The organism is Pseudomonas sp. HK3 (genome assembly GCF_052920985.1).
In genome coordinates, this window is record NZ_JBREXD010000002.1 from 475,458 (window position 1) to 500,742 (window position 25,285).

General features: G+C 43.5%; 25 protein-coding genes, 2 tRNA genes and 2 pseudogenes. 1 reads left to right on the top strand and 28 read right to left on the bottom strand.

Annotation, left to right across the window (positions count from 1 at the left end; translation table 11 throughout):
- Positions 1 to 127 precede the first annotated feature (127 nt).
- The 19 genes and pseudogenes from ACU6U9_RS13130 to flhA form a co-directional block, all read right to left on the bottom strand.
- Positions 128 to 203, bottom strand: a tRNA-Glu gene (locus ACU6U9_RS13130).
- Between the two features lie 40 nt (positions 204 to 243).
- Positions 244 to 319 (bottom strand) — tRNA-Ala (locus ACU6U9_RS13135).
- 183 nt (positions 320 to 502) lie between these two features.
- Positions 503 to 1,057 carry a rhodanese-like domain-containing protein gene (locus ACU6U9_RS13140; protein ID WP_446735486.1) on the bottom strand — a complete coding sequence of 185 codons (555 nt, stop codon included), beginning with the start codon at positions 1,055 to 1,057 and terminating at the stop codon, positions 503 to 505.
- A gap of 225 nt (positions 1,058 to 1,282) precedes the next feature.
- Positions 1,283 to 2,437: pseudogene (locus ACU6U9_RS13145) on the bottom strand (IS3 family transposase).
- A gap of 121 nt (positions 2,438 to 2,558) precedes the next feature.
- The gene (locus ACU6U9_RS13150) at positions 2,559 to 2,996 is read right to left on the bottom strand and encodes a DUF2802 domain-containing protein (protein ID WP_446735487.1); all 438 of its coding nucleotides are present in this window, start codon (positions 2,994 to 2,996) and stop codon (positions 2,559 to 2,561) included.
- A gap of 123 nt (positions 2,997 to 3,119) precedes the next feature.
- Positions 3,120 to 3,602: a chemotaxis protein CheW gene (locus tag ACU6U9_RS13155; protein WP_446735488.1), complete on the bottom strand. Its 483-nt coding sequence runs from the start codon at positions 3,600 to 3,602 to the stop codon at positions 3,120 to 3,122.
- Positions 3,603 to 3,761: 159 nt separating this feature from the next.
- Complete coding sequence (locus tag ACU6U9_RS13160; protein WP_446735489.1) at positions 3,762 to 4,637, bottom strand: chemotaxis protein CheW; 876 nt, start codon at positions 4,635 to 4,637, stop codon at positions 3,762 to 3,764.
- A gap of 7 nt (positions 4,638 to 4,644) precedes the next feature.
- Entirely contained in the window at positions 4,645 to 4,956 is a 312-nt protein-coding gene (locus ACU6U9_RS13165; protein WP_446735490.1) for a hypothetical protein, read from the bottom strand.
- A 3-nt stretch (positions 4,957 to 4,959) separates the two neighbouring features.
- Entirely contained in the window at positions 4,960 to 5,739 is a 780-nt protein-coding gene (locus tag ACU6U9_RS13170; protein ID WP_446735491.1) for a ParA family protein, read from the bottom strand.
- A 93-nt stretch (positions 5,740 to 5,832) separates the two neighbouring features.
- A complete protein-coding gene (locus tag ACU6U9_RS13175) occupies positions 5,833 to 6,603 on the bottom strand; it encodes a flagellar motor protein MotB (protein WP_446735492.1) in 771 nt (256 codons plus the stop codon).
- Between the two features lie 15 nt (positions 6,604 to 6,618).
- Positions 6,619 to 7,365: a flagellar motor protein gene (locus tag ACU6U9_RS13180; protein WP_446735493.1), complete on the bottom strand. Its 747-nt coding sequence runs from the start codon at positions 7,363 to 7,365 to the stop codon at positions 6,619 to 6,621.
- A complete protein-coding gene (locus tag ACU6U9_RS13185; RefSeq protein ID WP_446735494.1) occupies positions 7,365 to 8,519 on the bottom strand; it encodes a protein-glutamate methylesterase/protein-glutamine glutaminase in 1,155 nt (384 codons plus the stop codon). Before ACU6U9_RS13185 ends, ACU6U9_RS13180 begins: the two co-directional genes overlap by 1 nt.
- A gap of 68 nt (positions 8,520 to 8,587) precedes the next feature.
- Positions 8,588 to 10,753 (bottom strand): chemotaxis protein CheW, encoded by a 2,166-nt coding sequence (locus ACU6U9_RS13190; protein WP_446735495.1) that lies wholly within the window; start codon positions 10,751 to 10,753, stop codon positions 8,588 to 8,590.
- Positions 10,754 to 10,765: 12 nt separating this feature from the next.
- Positions 10,766 to 11,545, bottom strand: coding sequence for a protein phosphatase CheZ (locus tag ACU6U9_RS13195; protein WP_446735496.1), 780 nt, complete (start codon positions 11,543 to 11,545; stop codon positions 10,766 to 10,768).
- A gap of 13 nt (positions 11,546 to 11,558) precedes the next feature.
- A complete protein-coding gene (gene cheY, locus ACU6U9_RS13200) occupies positions 11,559 to 11,933 on the bottom strand; it encodes a chemotaxis response regulator CheY (RefSeq protein WP_446735497.1) in 375 nt (124 codons plus the stop codon).
- A gap of 143 nt (positions 11,934 to 12,076) precedes the next feature.
- Complete coding sequence (locus ACU6U9_RS13205; protein WP_446735498.1) at positions 12,077 to 12,826, bottom strand: RNA polymerase sigma factor FliA; 750 nt, start codon at positions 12,824 to 12,826, stop codon at positions 12,077 to 12,079.
- 3 nt (positions 12,827 to 12,829) lie between these two features.
- A complete protein-coding gene (locus ACU6U9_RS13210; RefSeq protein WP_446735499.1) occupies positions 12,830 to 13,642 on the bottom strand; it encodes a MinD/ParA family protein in 813 nt (270 codons plus the stop codon).
- Positions 13,643 to 13,766: 124 nt separating this feature from the next.
- A complete protein-coding gene (gene flhF / locus ACU6U9_RS13215) occupies positions 13,767 to 15,242 on the bottom strand; it encodes a flagellar biosynthesis protein FlhF (protein WP_446735500.1) in 1,476 nt (491 codons plus the stop codon).
- A 92-nt stretch (positions 15,243 to 15,334) separates the two neighbouring features.
- Positions 15,335 to 17,547: pseudogene (gene flhA, locus ACU6U9_RS13220) on the bottom strand (flagellar biosynthesis protein FlhA).
- 141 nt (positions 17,548 to 17,688) lie between these two features.
- Here flhA and ACU6U9_RS13225 point away from each other — a divergent pair.
- On the top strand, positions 17,689 to 18,138 hold the full coding sequence (locus ACU6U9_RS13225) for a GNAT family N-acetyltransferase (RefSeq protein ID WP_446735501.1): 450 nt from the start codon (positions 17,689 to 17,691) through the stop codon (positions 18,136 to 18,138).
- Positions 18,139 to 18,145: 7 nt separating this feature from the next.
- Here the strand turns inward: ACU6U9_RS13225 and flhB are convergent, their stop codons facing one another.
- The 9 genes from flhB to ACU6U9_RS13270 form a co-directional block, all read right to left on the bottom strand.
- The gene (gene flhB / locus ACU6U9_RS13230; RefSeq protein ID WP_446735502.1) at positions 18,146 to 19,273 is read right to left on the bottom strand and encodes a flagellar biosynthesis protein FlhB; all 1,128 of its coding nucleotides are present in this window, start codon (positions 19,271 to 19,273) and stop codon (positions 18,146 to 18,148) included.
- 21 nt (positions 19,274 to 19,294) lie between these two features.
- A complete protein-coding gene (gene fliR / locus ACU6U9_RS13235; protein WP_446735503.1) occupies positions 19,295 to 20,089 on the bottom strand; it encodes a flagellar biosynthetic protein FliR in 795 nt (264 codons plus the stop codon).
- A gap of 4 nt (positions 20,090 to 20,093) precedes the next feature.
- Entirely contained in the window at positions 20,094 to 20,363 is a 270-nt protein-coding gene (gene fliQ, locus ACU6U9_RS13240) for a flagellar biosynthesis protein FliQ (RefSeq protein WP_446735871.1), read from the bottom strand.
- Positions 20,364 to 20,379: 16 nt separating this feature from the next.
- Positions 20,380 to 21,135 carry a flagellar type III secretion system pore protein FliP gene (fliP, locus tag ACU6U9_RS13245; protein WP_446735504.1) on the bottom strand — a complete coding sequence of 252 codons (756 nt, stop codon included), beginning with the start codon at positions 21,133 to 21,135 and terminating at the stop codon, positions 20,380 to 20,382.
- The gene (fliO, locus tag ACU6U9_RS13250) at positions 21,119 to 21,565 is read right to left on the bottom strand and encodes a flagellar biosynthetic protein FliO (RefSeq protein ID WP_446735505.1); all 447 of its coding nucleotides are present in this window, start codon (positions 21,563 to 21,565) and stop codon (positions 21,119 to 21,121) included. Before fliO ends, fliP begins: the two co-directional genes overlap by 17 nt.
- 41 nt (positions 21,566 to 21,606) lie before the next feature.
- Positions 21,607 to 22,041 (bottom strand): flagellar motor switch protein FliN, encoded by a 435-nt coding sequence (gene fliN / locus ACU6U9_RS13255; protein ID WP_446735872.1) that lies wholly within the window; start codon positions 22,039 to 22,041, stop codon positions 21,607 to 21,609.
- A 92-nt stretch (positions 22,042 to 22,133) separates the two neighbouring features.
- Positions 22,134 to 23,129 (bottom strand): flagellar motor switch protein FliM, encoded by a 996-nt coding sequence (fliM, locus tag ACU6U9_RS13260; RefSeq protein ID WP_446735506.1) that lies wholly within the window; start codon positions 23,127 to 23,129, stop codon positions 22,134 to 22,136.
- 46 nt (positions 23,130 to 23,175) lie between these two features.
- A complete protein-coding gene (locus tag ACU6U9_RS13265) occupies positions 23,176 to 23,703 on the bottom strand; it encodes a flagellar basal body-associated FliL family protein (protein WP_446735507.1) in 528 nt (175 codons plus the stop codon).
- Positions 23,704 to 23,882: 179 nt separating this feature from the next.
- A complete protein-coding gene (locus ACU6U9_RS13270; protein ID WP_446735508.1) occupies positions 23,883 to 25,262 on the bottom strand; it encodes a flagellar hook-length control protein FliK in 1,380 nt (459 codons plus the stop codon).
- Positions 25,263 to 25,285 lie beyond the last annotated feature (23 nt).

The following is a 25,285-nucleotide window of genomic DNA, read 5'->3' on the forward strand; positions in this document are numbered from 1 at the left end:
GTTAACAATGTGCAAATAACCGCTATGAAGAACAGCGGACTTTAAGTCATACGACAATTGATTGTGTTGACTATTTATCATGCAACTAACTATTACGATAAAACTAAAGAAGGAAAAATAAAGAAAATGGTATCCCGTAGGGGAGTCGAACCCCTGTTACCGCCGTGAAAGGGCGGTGTCCTAGGCCTCTAGACGAACGGGACACTTAAGATTTACAAGCTATTAGGCCGAACTTGTAAAAATTGGTGGAGCCTAGCGGGATCGAACCGCTGACCTCAACACTGCCAGTGTTGCGCTCTCCCAGCTGAGCTAAGGCCCCACACACATCTAAATTGAAGGTCGTTGGGATTGACCAGCGCAGCAAGCTGCTTAGATGTGGCGTGCATTATACGGATAGATTTCCCTTTGTCACCCCTATTCCTAGATTTTTTACGAATTAAAACAATCTGTTAGCTATTTTAGGGTGGGCTGTTGGTAGGCTACAAATAAAGGCTGGTTTCGTTTATTGAGCTAATGATCTCACAGTGGGTACAGACGCCTGCTTGAAGCTTTGTGCTTTTGCTAGCTGCACCTCCGCCAGAGCATCTTGCATTTGTACTCGCCACTGGCTGTCAGGCGTGTCTTTTTGGGCAATGTGATCTTGGCTTTGATCCATAACCACGGGCAAATCCAATGCTAACCAAGTGAAATAACCATCTTTGAAGTAATGAACATTTTCATAACCCCATGCCACTGCCAAAAACGTCGCCACGGCACTGCGATAGCAATGAGCACTGTTGCAATAAATGACAATGGGGATATCACGATCAAGTGTCTCTATTAAATATAGGTCATTAAAGTCACGCTTTAAATCAAGGTGTACCGCGCTGCGAATATGCCCTAGCTGATATTCAAACTGGTCACGTACATCAATGAACGTGGCCCCTTTTTCAAATAAATTAAGTGCCTCGAAGGCATCAATGGTATTAGCGCCTTTAATCGATTGAATTTCTTCAGCCTGAACAAAACAGACAAAAAACGATAAAATAAGACTCAGTAAGGCGGTTTTAATACTCACGGCCACTCTCCCTTTAACGGTATTAACTAGAGTATAGGTCGTGTAAATCAACTAGCTTGTAACTTATAGCTGTAAGGTTCTGGAAGAGTTATAGCTAAATAACCCAAGCAAATATTTGACTAATTGCGTTTATTTGAATGAGTACAGCTCACCTGCACTGGTGTATCCATTTCCTGAAAATCGGATAAACATAGCCAAGCCGCAAACTGAATCGCCCCGACTTTTCTAGACACCCAATTGCTTCACAAAATAGTTCCTTTCAAACTCCATCGGTGACACATCATTATTATTATTACCATGACGTCGAGTTGAATTATAGAACAACTCAATATAATTAAATATATCAGCTTTACCTTCTTCTCGAGTGAGATAAATTTTACGACGAATACGTTCACGCTTTAACAACGCAAAAAAGCTTTCAGCGCAGGCATTGTCGTGACAATTCCCTCGTCGACTCATGCTTACTGTTAAGTTATTGCTTTCCAACATACTTTTCCAATCGTAACTGGTGTAACTGGCAGCCTTGGTCAGAATGCACGATTACATTGCCTCTTGGCTTTCGTCGCCAGATGGCCATCGTAATGGCATTGAGTACTAAATCGGTATTAATGCGATCACTCATCGACCAGCCAACTACCTGCCTTGAGAATAAATCAATGACAACACCAAGATACAGCCAGCCTTTATAAGTACGAATATAAGTTATATCGGTTACCCAAGCAGTATTTGGTTCGACTACATCAAATTCACGATTTAAAAGATTTGGAGCAACTGTCGATAGTTCGCCTCCACTGTAATTAGCTTTACGCTTATAGCCTCGTTGAGACTGTATGCCTGCGGATTTCATCAGTCGATATGCGCGATTTTTACCGCACGCTTCGCCAAATGAAAGCATGTCTTTATAGATCTTTCGATAACCATAAACACAGCCGCTTTCTAACCAAAATTGCTTAATAAACCCTAATAAATATTCATCGTCTTTTTCACGCTGACTTTTAGAGTTTTCATGCCAGGCGTAAAATCCACTTGGGTGAACACTTAGTACACGGCACATGGATCGCACTGAGAAACGGTGGGTTCGAGAGCTTATGAACGTGTATTTTTCTTTGACTCCCCGGCAAAGAACACGGCGGCCTCCTTTAAGATGTCTCGCTCTTCGGTCACACGCTTTAGTTCGGCTTTAAGCTTGCGAAGCTCTTCGTTTATGAATTGTTTTTCTTGGTAGCCTTGGGCGTTCTCACCGTATTTATCTCGCCAGTGATAGAGGCTTTTAGTTGTAATGCCTAATCGATTGGCCACATCGGCAATGGAATGACCATTTTCAGTCACTTGCTTGACCGCTGCTATCTTGAATTCTTCGTTGTATCGTTCACCAGCCATAATGGCCTCCTCTTTAAGTACATTATATAGTTAAAGAGTGTCTAGTGAACTAGGGGCGATTCAAACAATAAAAAACCGAGAAAATTGCTCGATTTTTTATTTGAATATTCATTAAATATAATTAATGCACCGCACTTTCAAAATTGACTTGTCGCTTACGATTGAGTGACAGCAATAACTCGGCTTCTGAATGACTAAACCCACAACTGCTCACTAGATCATTCTCGGTGGCGCCCATTGCAATCAAACGAGATGCTTGATCATAGGAGGGGTGTTCCGGTTGAGAGTTCAAGATAGCAAATTGCTTTTTAAGTACTTCAGCGAGTCGGCGCTCGGTTTCTAATACTTTTTGCCCCATACCAATGGCACTTTTAGAAAGCGAGGCCATGTCTTCATTCAACCGACGATTCAATAGCACTTGCTGTCGTTTTTGCACCAACAGAACTCGCGCATTATAGAATGCCATCGAACACGCTAGTATTGATGTACTGGCAGCAATAATAAGTAATAGAGGATGTACTGACGCGCTTAGCGCCCAAGACGATACAAGTTCCAACATGATTCACTCGCAGTTGCCTATTAGGCAAGTTTTAATTTTATTATGAATACCAAGCATTTTTTACAGTAAATGCTTGGTATCAACTGCTTGATGCTGCTTTTTTTTGAGAGGCCTTATTTAACGTTAAAAGTCGTTAAGCTCTGCCCATTCTTCATCGGACATCATTTTTTCAAGGTCAACCAAAATAAGCAGTTCATCGTTTTTATGACAAACCCCTTGAATAAATTTAGCGGTTTCTTCATTGCCAACATTTGGTGTGGTTTCGATTTCAGACTGACGCAGGTAAACCACTTCGGCGACTGCATCCACTAAAATACCCACTACTTGGTTTTCGGTTTCAATAATCACAATACGGGTTTGATCATTGGTTTCTGTTTCGATTAAACCAAAACGCAAACGGGTATCAATTACCGTCACCACATTACCGCGAAGATTGATAATACCCAGTACATACGGAGGTGCACCCGGTACTGGAGCGATCTCGGTGTGACGCAGTACTTCTTGCACCTGCATCACATTGATGCCGTAGGTCTCGTTATCTAAACGAAAGGTGACCCACTGCAACACGGGATCTTCAGCAACCCCTTTTGCTTCATAGGTACTCATCAACTCACTCCTATATATGGCGTAGCCAACATAATGTTTGCCTCTATACGCCAGCGGCCAAGTAAAATCCGACTACTTGTCAAATTCATAACATTCCTTGTTATTAGTTTAGACTAGAGCAGGTTGTGTGCCAGTCGAGTTCGAATTTAAGCGTCATCGTTATTTTGCTTCAGCTTCTAACAAGTCAATCAGGCTATCAACATGAATCAAGGCACACATATGATCCACCACTGTGCCAGATAACCATTGGCGCTTGCCTTGCTGAGAGCGCCATTTCACCTGGTCTGGCTCAAGACGCACGGTGCTGTACACCTTTTTACACGCTAATGACCACTTGCTGCGCTGTAACTGAATAACATAGTCAAAGCCATCGTCAGCTAAATTGAAGCCTTTTTCTGGCATGATGTATTTGGCCGTATCGACTACATATAGATGTTGTTCATTCTCAATATAAGCGCCTATAAACCAATCAGGGCGCCCAATCAGTTGATTGGTTTCATGCTCTACTTTAATAATTTTACCTAATGCTTCCATAGATACCGCTAACTTCAGGCCGCATACATCAAATAGTAGGACTTCAAACGCTTCTTGTGCCCAAATAGGGGCTTTAGGGTAACGCAGCGCTTTAGATGCGACCTTTGGTTCGTCAATGATTTGGCTATCAGTCTCAACCTGAACTTCTGGCACAACATCAATATTTTCACTTGGCTGAGCATCAATCTCGATAGGCTCAATATTTACATTTATCTGAGGCTGCGGTTGGTCAAGTATCACCACAGGTTCGACATCATCTTGTTTACTCGCAACGGGCGCTTCGCTGATAACGGGCTCATCTGGAACCGTTAGCTCGTTCATCACGGCTTGCTGCGGCTCGAATGTACTGGGCTCTTCAATGGCCCGTTCAACAACCTCCTCTATATCACTTGCCATATCAGGGAATAAATCCACCAGCAGGTTGTCCATATATTCCTGAACAACCGTGGCAACATGGGCTGATTGAGTAACCGTTGGTTTTGGTGAGGAGGGATTATTCATGCATCATCTATCCCTGAGGTTTAATCCGAGTTCTATACAGCAGTATTTCACTTTGCTTAAATACATAGCGCTTTAACTGCCCATGGGGTAACGCATTGCCTAATAGTAAAAATTGTAAAAACGCTTCCCATATTATGTGCTCCGATACTTGGCTCATTGTCATTAATGCAAACGGATCGGTACACGGCTGTAAGCGATAACCAAAATCAACACTGTCTAGTGGTGTGTATGGTAACGACGCAATGATCGATGGTAACGACTCATCAAAAAAGAGGTTATCAAGATAATCGCTAACGACTTTATCTGATGCACTTAACATAGGTTATGCCGCACTGGCTGTGCTTAGTAAATTACTAAGCAGGTGTCGATATACCCTAATACCTCGCCCGTCTGGGTCTAGGTCTGAGGGGACTTTTGCAATAGCGCTGGCGTCACGGAATTTAGTATCAACAGGAATGGACTCAGCAAAAACTTGATCACCGTACAGCTCTCGAATTTTTTTCAGCGCATTAATAGACGCATGGGTTCGACGATCATAAAGCGTGGGGATAATGGTAAATGGCAATTGTTTTTTTGTACTTTGCATCACCATACCCAATGTATGCGTCATGCGTTCTAATCCTTTGACCGCTAAGAATTCGGTTTGCACCGGAATAAGCAACCGTTGCGCAGCGGCTAATGCATTGATCATTAACACCCCAAGAATAGGGGGTGTATCAATGAGAACAAATTCGTATTCATCCCACAAACTCGCCAAAGCTTTTGAGATAACTAAGCCCATACCACCCTGCCCTGCCACTTTGCGCTCAAGTGTGGCAAGCGCAGTACTGGCAGGGAATAAATCAATCCCTTCTTTTGTGGTGTTGCGGATGATTTTTTTAGGCAGGTCGTCCGGCACTTTGCCTTCGTGCATAAACAGGTCAAAAGTACTGAACTCAATTTCATCTGGGTCATACTGAAAATAACTGGTTAATGAACCATGGGGATCTAAGTCCACCATCAGCACACGATGGCCCTGCTCGCGCAGTAACCCCGCAAGACTGACAGTCGTGGTGGTTTTACCAACACCACCCTTTTGATTTGCTACGGCCCATACGTGCACAACTCACTCCTTGGCCCAAACACAAATTACCGCAAAAGCAGTAACTTTATTGACCTGTCCAATACTATGCAGGTTTTATTCCTATCATTACTATTAAGGATTAGCAGATAAGTGCGCATCCGTCACAGTTTTAATGCGATTAACATTTTCATTGTTACTATGAATTAAGAATAGCACTCGTCGGTTAATTGATTGGCCGTCCTCATCATCATTTGTCGCAATTGGCTGAAACGGCCCATAATTAACCGCAGCTAAACGCAAAGGTGATACATCATCTAACGTCAATAGCTGCATAATCGCGATTCCCTGATTAGCCGCTAATCGCCAAGGATTCACCTGAGACACTTGATCATCGGTAAACACTTCGATATTGACAAAGTTAGGAATTTTTTCGAGCTCATCGGCTAATCTGGATAGGATGTATTCGCCTTCAACGCTCACCACATCGGTATTATTTTTAAAAATATAATCAGATGGAATCTCTAGCTGTAAAAACTGGTTAACTTTTTGCAAAGTCACCCTTGGCATATTTATCGACGTATCAATTAAGCCTTGCAATGCGTTTTGAATTTTTGTGTTGCTCTCATCAAAACTTTCGCTTTCTTTTTCACCCTCTTCTGGCTTTCTTAACGTTTCAGACAGTTGTGATATTAACGTTTGAAAATCTTGCGATAGTGTTAAGGCTGCTGGCTGATCAAAGACGCCCACAAATACCGCACTCATTTGTTTAAACTTTTCATCATTAAGTGAAGACGATGCGTAAAGCACCACAAAAAATGCAAACATGAGAGTCATGAAATCGGCATAAGACACCATCCAGCGCTGGGCATGTACCGATTCTGGTGGAACATGTCGCCTAGCCATCGGTTATTCCTTCCATTACGTCGTGCCTTTTTTTAAATTCTCATAACGATAGCGAATAGAATTAGGATGCTCGCCTTCGGCAATGGCAACAAGCCCCTCAATAATCAGCTCGTTGTATAAATATTCTTTTCTGACTAAAAATTTAAGCCGCTGAGCAATGGGTAACAAAATTAAGTTTGCAATGCCGACACCATAAATAGTCGCGATAAAAGCCGTGGCAATACCGGGCCCAATTTGCTCTGGGTCTGTCAAATTACCCAGCACCTGCATTAGCCCTAATACCGCACCTAGAATTCCAATTGTGGGGGCATAACCACCTAAACTTTCGTATACATGTGCGGCTTGTAGGCCTGCATCTTCTTGCCGATATAAATCCAATTCTAAACTTGAGCGAATCGCTGCTGGGGTTTGCCCATCGGCCAATAAATTTAACCCTTTCTTAGCGAGGGGCATCGCTGACTTTGCACTTTTTTCTAAACCAATTAGCCCTTCTTTACGCGCCGTTTGTGACCATTTACATAACGTATTCAATAATTCATCGAGACTATTGATGGGAGGGTAAACCAACCAAAGAGAGCGTGTAAGCGCACCTTTCATGACCGCAAGAGGGGTTTGTACGAGCACAGCCGAAAGCGTGCCACCAAATACAATAATCGCAGCCGGACCATTGAGTAATGCTGAATTTAAACCGCCTTCTAGCATGTTCCCAAGCAATATAGCGGCTATGCCCAGCACAATCCCGACTAGGCCAAGAATATCCATTAGCGGACCTCTTTAATCAACTTTGCCGCTATGTCGTGTAACGGTAAAACGGCGTCGGCTAAGTTCGCTTTTGCAATGGCCATAGGCATGCCATAAATCACACAGGTTTCTTGATCTTGTGACCATATAAATGAGCCACCTTCCTTCATTAAGGCCGCACCTTCTTTACCGTCACTGCCCATGCCTGTTAATACGATGCCTAATGCTTTTCCAGGATAATGTTTTGCCGCGCTGGCAAACGTAATATCAACACAAGGGCGGTAATTAACACGATCATCGCCCTCTATGACTTTCACTCGACCACGGTCTAACATTAACTGCTGCCCACCTGGGGCCAACAATGCCAGCCCCGGCTTTAGTTGATCACCATCTTCTGCCAGCTTTACACTAATACTGCATAACTTATCTAATCGTTCTGCAAACGCACCCGTAAATGATGCTGGCATATGCTGAATTAAGATAATCGGTTTTGGAAAGTTTTGGGGCAATTTCGTTAACACTTTTTGTAGTGCAACCGGGCCACCAGTACTGGTGCCAATTAACACAACATCAATCGCCCCGAGCCGGGTATTGTTTTCAGTTCTTTTTTCTTTTGTATCTGAATATACATTTATCGGTATTGGATCCGAGACAACTTTGGTTTGAGAACGAACATCCCTTACAACGGGTGCAACGACGGGTTCAACTTTATTGCCCGTAATTGGAGAAGGAGCCGCTGGAGGTGACGTATAAGACTGGCTAGGCGCGGAGCGATTATAGTATTTAGCAACGTTTTTTATTTTATCACTCAGTGTGCTGCGTATCTTGTCGCCACCACGTTGTAAATCTTCGAAATTTTTCGGTAGGAAATCAACCGCGCCTGCATCTAATGCATCGAGCGTTACACGAGCGCCGTCGTATGTTAAAGATGAGAACATTAAAACCGGAGTGGGTTTTAACTTCATAATATTACGTAATGCCGTTAAGCCATCCATCACTGGCATTTCGTAATCCATGGTGACGACATCAGGATTTAAACTCTCGACTTTTTCAATTGCCTCACGGCCATTATTGGCAAAACCAACAATTTGGATGTCTGTAACAGGTTTGAGAATTTCCGATATGCGTTTTTGGAAAAAACTGGAATCATCCACCACTAATAATCGAATTGCCATTGCGACTCCATAAACTCACTGTATTCATATGCATGCAACAGACAAAGTGATCCCGAATTTCGGCTAGCTTACGCCGCGATTAAACTGTTCTTTTTAGCATAATGATGAAGCATGCTTGGCACATCTAGAATCAATGCAATTCGACCATCACCCGTAATAGTCGCCCCTGCCATACCCGGCGTACCTTGTAGCATTTTACCGAGTGGTTTAATGACCACTTCTTCTTGGCCAATCAATTGATCAACCACAAACCCTACTCGTTGTGTTCCCACGGATACCACCACCACATGACCTTCTTTTCCTGCGTTTTCATCCGTTTTAATATCGTGTACTAACCAATTTTTCAGATGAAATAGCGGCACGGCTTTATCACGAACCACAACCACTTCTTGACCATCAATCACATTAGTACGAGAGAGGTCTAGGTGAAATATTTCGTTAACACTCACAAGTGGGAACGCAAACGCTTGATCTTGTAGCATCACCATTAGCGTCGGCATGATGGCTAACGTCAGTGGGACTTTAATCATGATTTTCGAACCACGACCTAGTACCGAATCAATATTTAAGGTGCCGTTGAGTTGGGTGATTTTTGTTTTCACCACGTCCATACCCACACCGCGGCCTGAAATATCACTGATTTCAGTTTTGGTTGAAAAGCCAGGTGCAAAAATCAAATTAAACGATTCCGAATCACTTAAACGATCGGCTGCGTCTTGATCCATAACGCCTTTATCAACCGCAATTTGCTGTAATTTTTTAGGATCCATACCTTTGCCATCATCTTGAATCGATAACAATATGTGATCACCTTCTTGCTCAGCGGATAACACAACGGTGCCATTTCTTGATTTACCAGACGCCTCACGCTCCTCTGGTTGCTCAATACCATGATCCACTGCGTTTCTCACTAAGTGGACGAGTGGATCGGCAAGTGCTTCGACCAAGTTTTTATCTAAATCCGTTTCTTCACCTTTTAGCTCTAGCGTTACTTCTTTTTTCAAGTTACGCGCTAAGTCACGTACGACTCGAGGGAATCGACCAAAGACTTTCTTGATGGGCTGCATCCGAGTTTTCATAACGGAGGTTTGCAAGTCACCCGTCACCACGTCTAAATTCGCAACAGCCTTCGCCATGGCTTCGTCTGTGCTTTTTAAACCCAAGCGCACTAATCGATTACGCACTAATACTAATTCACCAACCATATTCATGATGTCATCGAGGCGTTTCGTATCGACACGTACCGTGGTTTCAGCGGCGGCAGGTGGCTCTGCTTTTTTCGCAGGTGCGGCAGGTGCTGCTGCCGTAGGAGCGGCTGATGCAGTTGGTGTTGGTGTCGCTGCCGGTTTTTCAGGCGGCGCAGCTGGTTTTGGTGTTTGCGCCGCAGCGGCGGGAGCCGCAGACTCGCCATCCGTTATGGTTGGGCCTTTGCCTTTGCCATGTAATTTGTCCAGCAAGTCTTCGAATTCAGATTCTGAGATAGAGGCGTCACTGTCACCGCTTTCAGCAACGGGCTCAGGTGCGGCAGGTTTAGCTGGCTCAGCGCCTGCGTCTATTGTCGGCCCTTTACCTGGCCCATGTAATTTATCAAGTAAGGCATCAAATTCATCAGACGTAATTTCATCGCCAGAATCATCAGTGACTGGATCAGGAACCGTCGCTTTAGGCGCTGCGTCTTTTGCCGCTCCGTCTTTTGGCGCCTCGAGAGAATCTAATAAATTTTCAAATTCTTCATCGGTTATATCACCGTCATCTGCCGTTTCACCTGATGCAGCTGGCTCTGCTGGTTTAGGCGCTTCAGGCGCAGACTCTTCTACCACTGGCGCGGCAGGTGCTTCTGCCGATTCCGGTTTAGAATATCGTGATAAATCAGCAATAAGCGCAGGGTCAGCGGGTTGCGGCATTTCACCGGCACGCACTGAGTCAAACATTTCATTAACGGTATCAAGCGCTTTTAATACAACATCCATCAAGTCTGACGTGACAGTACGTTGTCCATTTCGCAATATATCGAATACATTTTCGGCCACATGACAACATGCAACTAAAGCATCAAGTTGTAAAAAACCCGCGCCCCCTTTAACCGTATGAAAGCCACGGAAAATAGAATTAAGTAAATCGTGATCATCTGGACGATTTTCTAAGTCGACTAGTTGCTCAGATAACAACTCTAGAATCTCACCTGCTTCAACAAGGAAGTCCTGGAGGATTTCTTCATCAGCGTCCAAACTCATCCGTTTACTCCTTTAAAAACCAAGACTGGATAATAAGTCATCTACGTCATCCTGATCTGATGCCACGTCTTCGTTATCTTCAGCATTTAACTGAGGTCCGACCCCTTTATTTGGATCATCTATTTCATCAGGGGTATCAACAACACTGTGTTTAATTCCCGTCATTTGATCCACATGACCTGCCATGGCCACCAAATTCACTAAACGTGCTTCAACGTCTGTCACCATAGTCGTAATGCGTTGAATCACTTGACCGGTTAAATCTTGAAAATCTTGGGCAAGTAGAATGTCACTTAAATTGCCGTTTAATTTCCGAGTATTTTTGTCGGTATTTTCTAAAAAGGTGTTAATGCGTTTTGTTAGTTCACGAAACTCATCAGCACTTAAATCTTTATTCAAGAAGCGGTTCCATTCTTGGTGTATCTCGGAAGCTTCACTGGCTATAGCTTCAGAAAGCGGCATGCTTTCATCAACTTTATCCATAGTTTTGTTCGCAGCTTTTGCCGTCATTTCGACGACATACTGCAGACCTTCATGCGCACCATCTATTTCAGATCCTGCGCCTTTTGAATCACCATCAAGTTTAAAGTTTTTGATCGATTCATGTAGCGCCCGAGTAAGTTGGCCAATCTCTTGATAGAGATTTTCGTCCCTTACTTGTTGCAAATCCTGAATTAAACCAACTGCACCTGCCAGATCATTATTCTCTAGCCGACCCATTAACTCATTGGCTTTTTCAGAAAACAGCTTTGCAAACTCATTATTTGAGTTTTTAATATCTGCATCTGCCATGACAATTCCCTAGTCAGCCATCAACGCGCTCAAAGATTTTTTCAATCTTTTCCTTAAGCACGGCTGCAGTGAATGGTTTAATAACATAGCCATTTACCCCAGCTTGAGCCGCCGCCACAATTTGGTCACGTTTAGCTTCTGCGGTTACCATTAATACGGGTAACTTTTTCAAGCGCTCGTCTTCACGCACATGCTTTAACAGTTCAATACCCGTCATGCCGGGCATGTTCCAATCGGTGACTAAGAAATCAAAGTCGCCACTTTGTAACATGGGCAAGGCCGTATTACCGTCGTCTGCTTCTTGAGTGTTGGTAAAGCCCAAATCTCTCAACAGATTTTTGATGATGCGTCTCATGGTGGAGAAATCGTCCACAACGAGTATTTTCATATTTTTATCCAAAGCTACCTCCCAGCGCCCTGGCCAAAGACTCTATTACCTATTTTTAGTCTAGCCAGTGTTATCAAGTTATCCAGCAGGTTGATGTTAAATATAAGACTAGGCGAATATGACCCACTCTCAATATCCCGTATTTATTTTGCTTGCTGCTCTGCCCATTCTGATAAACGGGCTCTTAAACGCAACGCTGCTTGGCTGTGAATCTGACTGACGCGTGATTCACTCACGTCCAGCACAGCACCAATCTCTTTTAGGTTTAGCTCTTCATCATAATAAAGGGCAAGTACCAATTGCTCTCGTTCGGGTAATTTTTCGATCGCACGAGCAAGGTGCTGTTGAAAATGCTGTGACTGGAGCCCCTCAAGGGGCCCTGATTCATCATGACTGATGAGATCACCTTCACGTTCACCCGGTTGGCTCAGTAACTCCTCAAAGCTAAATAAGCGCGAGCCCATACCATCCTGTAAATGTTGATGGTATTCATCTAAGGTCATCTCGAGTGCTTCAGCCACTTCGTGATCTTGTGCGTCACGACCCGTCTGGGATTCGACAAATCGAATGGCTTCCGCAATTTTGCGGCTATTACGATGGACTGAGCGTGGTGCCCAATCCCCTTTGCGAATTTCATCCAGCATGGCACCACGAATACGAATACCCGCATAGGTTTCAAAGCTCGCACCTTTGCTGGGTTCATATTTACGAGCAGCTTCGATCAAGCCAATCATGCCTGACTGTATTAAGTCATCCAGTTGCACTGACGGGGGCAAACGCCCTTTTAAATGATGGCCAATGCGTTTCACTAAAGAGGCGTACTCTTCAATAAGCTGGTTATAGTTAGGATTTTGCTCACCTGTGTACATGGCGAAACCACTTGCTACGGCCATAAATCATCCACGAGCTGTTGATACTAAATTCTCCACAAAAAATTCTAAATTACCCCGCGCACTGGTGGGCAATGGCCAAGAGTCGACCTTTTTCGCTAAAGATTTATACGCCAATGAGGCTTTCGCTCTAGGATACGCTTCTACAACGGCGCGCTGCCTTTGCACCGAGCGCTTCACGCTATCGTCAAATGGAATGCAGCCAACATACTGTAAAGCCACATCTAAAAAACGATCGGTTACTTTGGTTAACTTAGCAAACAGGTTATGACCGTCTTGTGAGGTTTTGACCATGTTAGCCAACACGCGAAAACGGAATAAGCCGTGATCGCGATTCAGTAATTTAATTAACGCATAGGCATCCGTAATACTGGTGGGCTCGTCTGTAACCACAATCATGGCTTCTTGCGCAGCTTTAACAAAACTCACCACGCCATCACCAATGCCTGCCGCGGTATCAATGATTAATACGTCTAATTGATCAGCTATCGAGCTAAATGCACGAATTAACCCAGCATGCTCTCTTGGGTCAAGTTGAGCCATTTCTTGCGTGCCTGACGCAGAGGGAATAATGCGAATACCGGCGGGGCCAGTCACTAATACATCTCGTAAACTGATTTCACCGCTTAAAACATTGCTGATATTATTTTTCGCCGTCAAACCCAGTAGCACGTCAATATTGGCAAGACCCAAGTCCGCATCTAATAAAACAACACGACGGCCCATTTCAGCCAATGCAATGCTGAGGTTAACTGACACGTTACTTTTGCCGACGCCACCTTTACCACCCGTGACCGCTATTACTTGAACTGGATGCATTAAACACTCCCCTTATATAAGAGCTTAGTGCAATTAGAGCAAATCGCCGTAGTTCCCATCATCATAAATACATAATCCCCCATAAATCACGCCTCCTGTTCTAGCCATAGCTGGCTGATAACCGCTACCAAGCACCTGCGGCTATGTTTTGCTGTACCGCTACTTGTTGCTCCTGCTGGGCCCTTCTTACCACTTCTTTGACAAGGGCTTTAGCATTAGCAGGGTCAAAATCATCCGGAATCCGCTGCCCGTTCGTGCTATAGGCTAAATTCAATTTACACTCAAGTAGCACGGTGATGACGTCCCCTAAGCTGCTGGCTTCATCTACTTTTGTTAATACACACCCACTTAATTTTGCGGCTTTATAGCTATGATAAACCTTACGCAGCACGCGACAGTTACTGGTGGCCGGCATGGCTAATAAGGTATGCACGGGTGTTTTCAATTGGGCGAGTTGATCTAGTTGATACTTCAACATTGGGTGTTCCGGCGTAAGGCCCGCTGTATCAATGAGCACTAAATCACATTGTTCTAACTCTTTAATACAGCCGCTCAGTGGATGGTCTTGATCGGCCACTTGTACAGGAACACCTAAAATTTGGCCTAACGTGCGCAGTTGATCGTGAGCCGCCAAGCGATAGTTATCCATGGTGATTAATCCCACTTTTGCGCCTTCATGCTCTAAGGTATAACGCACCGCCATTTTGGCAATGGTGGTCGTTTTGCCCGCACCCGTTGGGCCAACTAACGCAAATACGCCACCGCGTTTTAAACGATCACTCGGGCTGATATTAAGGTGTTGCGCCAAGTCATGTAGGCTGGCTTGCCATGCTAGTTTTTCATCATCATGACTTTGTACTTTGCGCAGCAGTTGATAAATAATCCAATCATCAAAACCCATTTGTTCAAGGCGTTGCCAAAGTTTGGCTTGCAATGCATTGGCTGGGCTAAATTTTTTCCATACAAAATTATTGTTTTGCTGAGTCGCAGTTGAACTTGAGCTATTAACTAATAAATCTTTAAGATCATTTAATTCATTGCGGACATCATTCAAAATTTGTTGATTGTGTTGTGACTTAGTTGACCTAATTTGTTCAACCGGTTGATGGTGATTAATCTCAGGCTCTGGTGGTTGGTATGCATAATTAGGATCTTGGCGCTGCTGTTTAATTTGTTGCAATGAATGCTGTAAATCCGCTTTACTATTGACCTTGACTGACGCGGGCTTACTTCTAGGTTTAACTTCTGGATTTTGTTCTTTTTCGCGCTGACGTTTGAGAGATTCTAACTGGTCTTGTAACTTTAATTGCTCTTCTACATCGTGACGTTCGTTGTCATTAAGAAACGGCCATGGGTTACTTTCTTTTGATTTTGCAGGCGCCTTACTTGTTTGCTTTTCATCCTGGTCATCGAATTCATCCGATTGATAAATGGGTGTCGTTTTCTTTGCACTGACAGGTTCGTAATTTTGAGCCACGATAATTTCAACACCGCCTTTTACGCGGTGATTCGATAAAATGACGGCATCCGGCCCCATTTCATCGCGAACGGTTTTTAACGCTTTTTGCATACTGCTGGCAGTAAAACGACGTACCTTCATAATAGTATTCTCAATTAACGTAAGCTGTGCTTAGGTTTAATCCTTTAAAGTGACTAAGTTCAAACGGGTTATATTTTTGCATCGTGTCATGGCTATGCCCCTATGGTGGCAGCAATGGTAATTTGTTTGTTATCCGGCACTTCTTGATAAGACACCACATGCAACGTATCCGTCGTATTTCTTACAAAGTTAGCCAACACCGGACGCAAAAAGCCACTGACTAATAGCACGGCTGGGTTGCCTGCCATCTCTTGATTTCTGGCTGCCTCTATTAAAGAGTTTTGTAATTTTTCGGCCATACTTGGCTCTAAAATCATATTGTCCGCGCCACCATTTTGCTGTTTACTTTGCTGTACTGTTTTGAGCAATAACTGTTCCAATGATGGCTCCAGCGTAATAACTGATAAATCATCTGCATTACCGTAAATACTCTGCACAATTAAACGCTTAAGTGACTTACGTACTTGCACCGTTAGAGCGGCGGTATCTTGACTATCGATGGTGGTGTTCGCCAACGCTTCTGCTATTGAGCGCATATCGCGCACTGGCACACCTTCGGTTAATAAATTTTGTAATATTGATAATAATTGACTGAGGTTTAACGTATTTGGAACGAGTTCTTCGGCGAGCTTAGGGGATATTTTGGCTAGTCGATCCAGCATTTGTTGCACTTCTTCATGACCAATTAATTCATGAGCATGTTTTTGCAATAATTGATTAAGGTGTGTAGCAACGACCGTACTTGAGTCCACGACGGTATAACCTAATGTTTGCGCTTGATCTTTTTTATATTCATCAATCCATACTGCATCCAAACCAAACGCCGGGGTCTTTTGTGGCGGTGCCATCTAATGAACCAAACACTTGCCCTGGATTAATGGCCATTTCTTTGTCGGGCTCAATTAACGCCTCAGCGACACTCACGCCCATTAATAAGATGCGATAAGCGTTGGGCATTAAGTCTAAATTATCGCGAATGTGTACACTGGGAACCAAAAAGCCCAAGTCTTGTGACAACTTACGGCGAATGCCTTTTATGCGACTGAGTAATTGACCCCCCTGATTTTTATCCACTAGGGGAATCAAGCGATAACCCACTTCTAAACCAATAATATCGACGGCTTCTACATCATCCCAATCCACCTCTTTACCGTCATTGCCTGGCAAGGCTTTTAACGGTTGAGAACCAGAGCCTGACGCTTGTCCTTGTGAGGCTGGCGAGCCAGCCGCTGTTTTTTGTGCCGCTTGGCGGGCACTGCCACCAATCCCCTCATCAATGACATCGACTCTTTGATCTCGCTTATAAATTAAATAAGCAATAGTGGCAGCCACCAGGCCCAAGCCTAAAAAAGCCAAATGCGGCATACCTGGAATCAGGCCCATTAAAATCAAAATACCGGCGGCAACCGCTAAAGCACGAGATGAGCCAAACATTTGGTCAAAGACTTGACCGCCCATATCGCGTTCATCATTGTTACGGGTAACGATAATGGCCGTGGCCGTCGACAATAGCAGTGAAGGGATTTGCGCAACGAGGCCATCACCAATCGTTAATAAGGCATACACTTCTGTGGCCCGAGAAAAATCTAAATCGTGTTGCGCCATACCAATGGCTAAGCCACCAATAATATTAATCAGTAAAATCAGCATACCGGCAATGGCATCCCCTTTTACAAATTTACTGGCACCATCCATTGAACCATAAAATTCAGCTTCATTTGCAACATCTTTACGACGGGTTTTGGCTTCATCGGCATCGATTAAACCTGCGTTTAAATCCGCATCAATCGCCATTTGCTTGCCCGGCATAGCGTCTAATGTAAACCAGTGCACTTACTTCTGAAACCCTACCAGCACCTTTTGTGACCACCACAAAGTTGATGATCATGAGGATTAGAAAAACCACCAAACCCACGGCGTAATTACCACCCACTAACACTTCACCAAATGACTCAATCACTTTACCAGCCGCCGCACCACCTTCATGGCCTTCGAGTAGTACAACCCTTGTCGAGGCGACGTTAAGCGCTAAACGCAGTAATGTTGCAATCAATAATATACTCGGGAAAATGGCAAAATCTAACGGACGCGCCGCATAGATACTAACCATCAATACAACAATGGAAAGTGCAATATTAAAGGTGAAAAACACATCAAGTAAGAAGGTCGGCACTGGCAGCGTCATCATGCCTAACAGCACCATGAGCATAAAAGGCACACCTAAATTACCAGCGAGCAAAGACCGAGTTTGTTGTAAGAGCTGCGGAAAATTGATTTGTGGTAAGCTTGCCCGATTAACTGCCATTTACATCCCAACTACGTTTGAAAATTTTGACGCTCGATGGGTTAGTGCAAGAATATGGCCAGAAAAATCATCCGCTTATGACCCTTTAGCTTACTTACACAAAGCGAAGGGCTTCGCCATAACCAAAGAGCATAAGTCACCATGAATGACGCTATTCAATATACATCCATTGAATATTTGAGTGGGGGGTATCAAGACACTCTCGTATTAAGAAACGCCATTTTACGTGTGCCCTTAGGGCTAACACTCAGTGACACGGATACTGCCAACGAGGATCAACAGCTTCACATCGGCGCATTTAGCCAAAATCAACTCATTGGCTGTGTTGTTATTGCGCCCGTTAAAAATGAAGTGGCAACATTTCGCATTAGGCAAATGGCCATCAGCGAAACATGCCAAGGAAAAGGCATTGGTAAATCACTGCTTATGCACGCTGAAGAGGTCATAAAAAATAATGGTGGTAAACGTATAATTTTAGATGCGCGCGTCATCGCACAAGGCTTTTACGAATCTCTTAAATATACAATAACGTCTGATGAATTTATTCATAATACGATTCCACACATCATGATGGAAAAACGGTTTACTTAACCCCATTTTATGCGCGCAAATCAGGCGGCACCGGGAAAATAGGTTGTTTCGGTTTAGGCCCTAAGCCTTTCAAGTGTTGGTTTAATTGATACACATATGCCAGCACTTGCGCGATGGCGACATATAAGCCTTCAGGAATTTCTTTACCGATGCGAGTATAAGCGTAAACAGAACGTGCCAAAGTCGGTGATTCCACAATAGGGACGTTATGCGCTTTTGCTATTTCTCGTATTTTTAACGCCACTTCATCCGTGCCTTTTGCCACGAGTATCGGGGCTTCCATTCCTTCGCTGTGATATTTCAAAGCCACCGCATAATGGGTTGGGTTAGTGATCACCACATCGGCTTCAGGCACATCCGCCATCATGCGGCGTTGGCTCATTTCATATTGTAAGCGGCGAATGCGCTGTTTAACCTCAGGCTTACCTTCTGTATCTTTATGCTCGTCTTTTATCTCTTGCAAACTCATTTTCATTTTTTTAGTAAAATCATAAATTTGAAATGGGACATCGATCACACTGATCAACAGTGTACTGATGGCCAAAACCAATGCCGCTAACATAACTAGATCCACAGCATGAACAATTGCTTGTCGATCCGGTTCTTGGTTTAAATACAAAATAGAATTCTCTAATGAAAAGAAGAGCAGAATACTGCACACGCAAATTACAATCACTTTTGCCCAGCTTTTCAACAACTCAACTAAGCTTTTTAGACCAAACATGCGCTTTAACCCGGACAAAGGACTAATACGATTTAACTTAGGCAATAACGACTTGCCACTGAACATCCATCCACCTAATGCAAGTGGGCCTAAAATAGCGACGATTAATAAAGCGATCATAACAGGTGAAATAATCAACATGGCTTCACGTGCCGATGCCGCCAAATGAATAATCATTTCTTTTTCATCAAAGATATGACTTCTTTCGAGTGTGTAATTAAAAACAAAAATGCTTTGAGCACCTTCATAAATAAGGCCACCTGACAGCCATAATGACAGTGCGCCAATAATGAGAACCAAACTCGTGCTTAACTCTTTTGATCGGGGAATTTGGCCGTCGTCTCGCGCTTTTTGTAAGCGCTTGGCCGTGGGTTCTTCCGTTTTTTCTTGACTGCTGTCGCCTTCAGCCATATTAAAGCCTCATTAAATAAATTATGGCTTGTAGCCGCGCATAAAATGAAAGGCCTCAGACAATAATCCAGAAAACTTATCGCCATAACCTGAAAACGTGATCCACAAAATAATTAAGCCGAGCATCATCGTCACCGGAAAACCGACTGCAAAAATATTTAGCTGAGGCGCCAATCGAGCCATGACACCAAACGCAATATTGACGACCAACATGGCTGCAATTGCAGGCAATGCTAATACAATGGCCGCACTGAACATCCATTGGGCAAGTGTCGCTATTTCCATTAATGTATTGCTCGATAACATACCTTCACCAACAGGGATGGTATAAAAACTGTCCGTCATCACTTCAATAGCCACTAAATGACCATTTAATGTCACAAACAATAAATTCACAAAAATTAAAAACCATTGCGCAACAACCGCCACGTTAACGCCATTAGAGGGGTCAACCATCATTGCCATACCCAAACCTGTTTGCATTGCCACTAATTGGCCCGACATAACAAAAATATTCATTAATATTTCGAGCGCAAACGCCAATGCAACACCGATAAATATTTGCTGAGCAATAATAATCATGGTTTGTACGTTTAGAGATTCGATCACTGGCATCGCCGGTAGTAACGGTGTCACAACAACGGTGGTTGCAAGCGCTAAATATAAACGAACTCGTTGGTTCACTAACCTCGTACCGAATAATGGCATAACCATAAAGAAACCAGCTATACGTGCAAAAGGCCACATATAGCGACTAACCCAGCTAGAGATTTCAGCGTTATCAATATTTAATATAAAGCCAAGAGCGGGTTCCATAACGTCAACTAATTAAATATGGGATGTTCATGTATAACGTCTTTGCATAAGTCACCAATTTGTTGATGATCCATGGGCCAAAAAACAAAATGCACAGTAGTGTAATCACAAGACGAGGCAAAAAACTAAGCGTCTGTTCATTGATTTGGGTAGCCGCTTGGAATGTGGCCACAATTAAACCCACAATAAGGCCTGGCACTAAAACAACCGCTACAATAATAATCACGACAAATAAACTTTCGCGTAAAAAGTCACCTAAATGTTCAGGCCCCATCATTTACTCCTTATTGTCAAAACCCATAACTAGCGGCCAATGTGCCAATCACCATCGCCCAGCCGTCGACTAATACAAACAACATGATTTTAAATGGCAACGAAATAATAATGGGCGACAGCATCATCATACCCATGGCCATTAAGATACTGGCCACCACTAAATCAATGATCAAAAACGGAATAAACAACATAAACCCAATTTGAAATGCTGTTTTTAGTTCACTTGTCACAAAGGCTGGAATTAAAATATGAAGAGGGGTCTCACTGGCACTGGCAATATTTTTTTCACCCGACAAACGCACAAAAAGCGTTAAATCATCCTCGCGAATTTGGGCTAACATAAATTCTCGAAGTGGAATACTGGCTTTTTCTAATGCCTCTAATGGCATGATCTGTTCATTAATATAAGGTTGGATAGCGGTTTCGTTCATTACTTTAAGGACCGGCATCATAATGAACATTGACAAAAACATGGCAAGACCAAGCAATATTTGATTCGATGGTGTTTGTTGTAACCCAAGCGCCTGTCTTAATATGGCAAACACAACAATAATACGGGTGAACGATGTCATCATAATAATGAGCGTCGGCAAAACCGTCAGCAACGACATAATGGCCAGTATTTGAATCGTTACACTGTAACGACCACTGCCATCAGGCTGGGTCACCATGGTGACGGCCGGAATACTGAATTTATCCTCAGCCCAAACAGCCGAACTTACCAATAGCAATGAGAAGACGATGGCCCCATATTTAAGTATTATCTTCATGGCTAGCCTTTACTTCATGGGACTTAGAGTCAGGTGATGATGTTTGCTGGGAAATAATATCTTTTAATTTTTGAGAAAAAGACGTTTGCGGTTTTGTCTCATCTACAATGGGTTCATCAAAGGTTGCTAAGGTATTGATATTAGAGGGTGTCATGCCTAATAAAATTTGCTTTCCGCCCACCTCAACTAAGATGATCTTTTCTTTCATTCCCATGGGCAAAACCCCGATGGTTTTCATTGGAATATTAGAAATACCTTGCACGCCTTGCTTGCGTTTTATCACCCAAGCAATGGCATAAATAAGCGCAACCACAACGACAAGTGCAAGTGTGACTTGAATCAGTTGATCTTGAGAACTAGGAACAATAGGACTGGCTAATGCAGGCGCGGTTTGAGCCGTCGCCAACGCTTGCGCGGAGACAAAAATCATAGCGCTACTCTTTTATTATTTTTTTGATTAATATTCAACGCTTAACGTAAACGCTGGATACGCTCACTTTGACTGATGACATCTGTTAAACGAATACCAAATTTATCGTTCACCATAACCACTTCACCATGGGCAATTAACGTTCCGTTAACCAAAACATCTAACGGTTCACCTGCCAATCTGTCTAATTCAATCACGGAGCCTTGATTAAGTTGTAACAAATTACGAATGGGTATTTGGGTATTACCCACTTCCATTGATATCACAACCGAAATATCAAGTATGACGTCAAGTTCTGGCGTGGTTGTATCGAGGTTTTCAGGCTCGTCATCACCATCAAATTCTTCCATGGGCGCCGGTTTAACACCGTCATCCTCATCGTCGTCATCTGTTTCACCGGCTTCTTCCATCGCGGCAGCCCACTCATCCGCTAAGCCTTCATCTTCACCGCTGGCTTCTTCTACGCCACCCGCCACTTCACTTGCTAATGATTCAGCATCGACACCTGACTCTTCCGAACCTTCGCCAGCACCCTCTGTTGGTTCTTCTGTGGTGTTTTCGTCATCACTCATACTGATAATCCATCTTTGTGACTATTATTTATTTTTCGTTTTATTGATTCTTTAATTTTTACTGCCAACACTTCGTTTGATACACCTAATTGTCCGCGGAAAATAGGCGTACCATTTGCCTGTAAAATAAAATCTTCTGGCATATCAATCGGGATCACATCTCCGGTTTTAAATGCCGCCACTTCACGTAATGAAATTTCCTGCTGAACAATGGTGCCATGTATCGGAACTTTGGCGTTCTGGATATCTTCTTGCAAAGATTGCACCCATCTTTCATCAACTTCATCGACGTCGGATTGCACACCGGCATCAAGCACTTCTCGAATGGGTTCAATCATTGAATAAGGTAATGCCACGTGTAAATCACCTCCGCCGCCATCCAATTCAATATGGAATGAACTGACCACCACCACTTCACTTGGGCTAACAATATTGGCCATAGCTGGGTTTACTTCACTGCCGTAGTATTCAAACTCCAAAGGCAAGACGGCATGCCATGCTTCTTTCATGTCTTTAAAAACTTGGCTTAAAATTAACTGCACCACTCGTAATTCAGTGGGTGTAAATTCACGGCCTTCTATTTTTGCATGGCGACCATCACCACCAAAAAAATTATCCACCAATTTAAATACTAATTTAGCGTCAAGAATAAATAAGGCAGTGCCTCTAAGAGGGCGAGCCTTGACCATGTTTAACGAGGTGGGGACATAAAGTGTGTGAATGTACTCACCAAACTTCATGATTTGAATGCCGCCACTGGCTACATCAGCACTGCGGCGTAAGAAATTAAACATACTAATACGCGTATAACGCGCAAATCGCTCGTTAATCATCTCCAAAGTGGGCATGCGCCCACGTACAATTCGATCCTGGCTTGAAAGGTCATAGGACTTAACACCTTCGCCACCACTAGGGTCTTCCGGCTCTATATCACCATCGTCTACCCCGTGTAACAGGGCATCAATTTCGTCTTGACTTAACAGATCTTGCACGAGTCAACGACCCTCTATAAACGGCTAATAGAAAACATGGCAAACATCACTGCATGACATAATTGGTAAATAATATTTGTTCTAAACCACCCTCAATACCGGTTTCTTGTGTTATTAAGCGTTGAATTTCTTCTTGCAGTTTAATACGAACATCCGCTCGACCTTCTGCTGTGCGTAAATGCTCATAACTTTGCTGCCCTAGTAACGAAATGATCGAGCTTCGAATCATAGGGCTGTGCATTTCTAACGCTTCAGCAATGCCAGGGTCACGTGTCATGGCTTCCATGTATATTTGTAAATACCGTTGGCGAGGACCCACTTGATAATTCACAATAAATTCGGGTTTCAATTTGATATAAATAGCAGGCCCCGCAGACGGTGCAGTTTCGACTTCTTCGGCAACGGTATCCTCAGATGTTTCTTCTGCTGGTTCATCATCACCACCCATTAACAACAAAGCGGCTGCGACACCAATGCCTATAACCAATACCGCGATTATGATAATGATGATCAATTTTTTATTGCTTTTGGGTGCTTCTACCGTATCCAATTGCAGTTCTTTTTCGTTCGCCATACGTCACCTTTTTGATGCTTAGTTAAAATCTGCAAGCCTTATGCCACGAACACAAAGAAACCTTTGGGTCTGTAGCGCCAATTTGAATAAGCTATTTATAATGTAAGTGTAGACAAGAACAACAGAAGAGCCTTGCCATCGAGTTATGACGGCAAGGCGAAATACGAAGCGATAAAAATTTAAGCGAAATAGTCCACCAGTGAATCACTTTCCATTGATTGAACCGCTTGTTCATCCGTCAAGTCAGAGTCGGAAAGGTCGCCCGCTATTTCGCCATCACCTGCCAGCCCATCATCAGTGTTTTGACCTTGTTGCTCACGACCTTGTTCAGAGACATTCACATCGGCTAAATTAATACCTTGTTGCTCTAATAGTTCACGCAGCCTAGGAGACTGTGCTTCTAATGCATCACGAACGGTTTGATTATTACTGCCAAACGCGACACTGACTTGATCGTTTTGAACTTTTATTTTCACTTCAAGTGAGCCTAACTCTGGTGGATCCAATTGAATACGAGCAGTTTGTACACTTTCACTGGCCATGATACTGATGCGCTTCGCCACTTGATCATTCCACTGAGGGTGCTGAGGCGGCACATCTAATTTATTAAACGTGGTTGAAAGTTTTTCTGACATCTGGGTTTTAGCGGTATCTGTTTGATCCAGCGCCATGGATTTTGCAGGGTTAGCGTCTTTTAACCCATTTAAGACTGCATCCGCTGTACCGGCTTTAACATCTTGCATCAGGCTAGGTTCTTGCGTTTGTGTAACGGGCGCGGCTGAATTTTCTTTTAAAACACTTAATGTTTTAGGCTGTTCATGGATCGACGTGTCTTCGAGTTCTAGTCCATCTAAGCTCACGTCATCCAACACGCTTTCCATACCAAGTTCATCAAGGTTAATCATTTTACTATTTTGAGCGGCCATACCTGCCAGAGGGTTCACTGCTTGCTGGATAGGCTCGAGTAATTTTTCAGGCTCACCTTGACTGCCTTGCCTCATGGCTAAATCCGATGGCGCTATTTTTACCTGACCATTGGCATCGGTTAACACGCCTTTCATGTCAAGAGCGTCGGTTTCTTCACTATCTAATGGTGCGCTACTTTGTGTTTGAACTTGAAAATGTGGTTGCGCTCGACGCAAACTTTCAAGGTACTGTAACCCTTGCGGAGCATCTCCTTCGCTAGACTGTAAAGTGTCTGGTTGAATATTTTGAGCGTACAGCACACTACTTTCATCGCTGTGTATGTACACCTGAGGTTGCAGCGCAGGGGGACCCATAAAATCAGGATTTAGATCTTCAAGATGGTTATCGTCAAGGGTGTAAGTGTGCGGTAAATAAGCGGCAAATTCTTGCCCTATTGGCATGCTGGCGAGCTCACTCGCCACTTGAAGTTGATCAAAGAAATTTAATCCATTTGCACCATTACTAGTCGTATCGGCAGAAAGACTACTGCTCTGAACTGGGCCTAAAACCCCTGCTTTACCCGTAATAGGCTGAGATAACGGGTTGCTATTAGTAGTTGGTGAAACGAGAGCAAATAAAGGCGATACCGGCATGACTTAACCCAATTAATTCTTTG